1 protein-coding gene and 1 pseudogene are annotated in these 466 nt (G+C 64.4%); one reads left to right on the top strand and one right to left on the bottom strand.

Going from position 1 to position 466, the window contains the following annotated elements; translation table 11 throughout:
• Window positions 1-198 (top strand): annotated as a pseudogene (locus ACWTU8_RS32540) (hypothetical protein); the annotation flags it as partial.
• An 85-nt stretch (window positions 199-283) separates the two neighbouring features.
• Here ACWTU8_RS32540 and ACWTU8_RS32535 read toward each other — a convergent pair.
• A partial coding sequence (locus ACWTU8_RS32535) for a hypothetical protein (protein WP_455851338.1) occupies window positions 284-466 on the bottom strand: 183 nt, incomplete at its 5' end.

Genomic DNA, 466 nt, shown 5'->3' with positions numbered 1-466 from the left:
GCGCCGTCAGGCGTGACATTCCCGACCACCCTCGCCGCCGAGTTCAAGACCGAAAAGCCCGCGAAGGCGCGGATGAAGACCTGCCTGCAGGGTTACCACGGCAACAAGGAGGCGGGTACGTTGAACGGCCTTCGCTGGATCCAGAAGGGCGGCGGTTATTACAGCCTGTGCAATGCGCGGCTGAAAGCTGAATCATAAAATCGAATACCGCGGATAAAGCGGTCACGCGGACGTTGAGCCGTGATCCTCGGGCTTGTCCCGAGGATCTGCTTTCCGCCCTGGTTCAGCTCGATGGCTGCGGCTCCATGCCGCCTTCGGGCTCGGGGCCTTTCTTCCGGCGGCCGCCGGACTTCGGCACGGCCGAGCCGCGGCTGGGCGGCGTGTCGTCGCCGAGGTCGCGCGCGGGCTTTTCGCCGGCGATCAATTGCTTGATCTCGTCGCCCGACAGCGTCTCGTATTCGAGCAA

Source organism: Mesorhizobium sp. BHbdii (genome assembly GCF_053848045.1).
The sequence above is the reverse complement of the archived record's forward strand: the minus strand, read 5'-3'. Positions and strand labels throughout refer to the sequence as shown.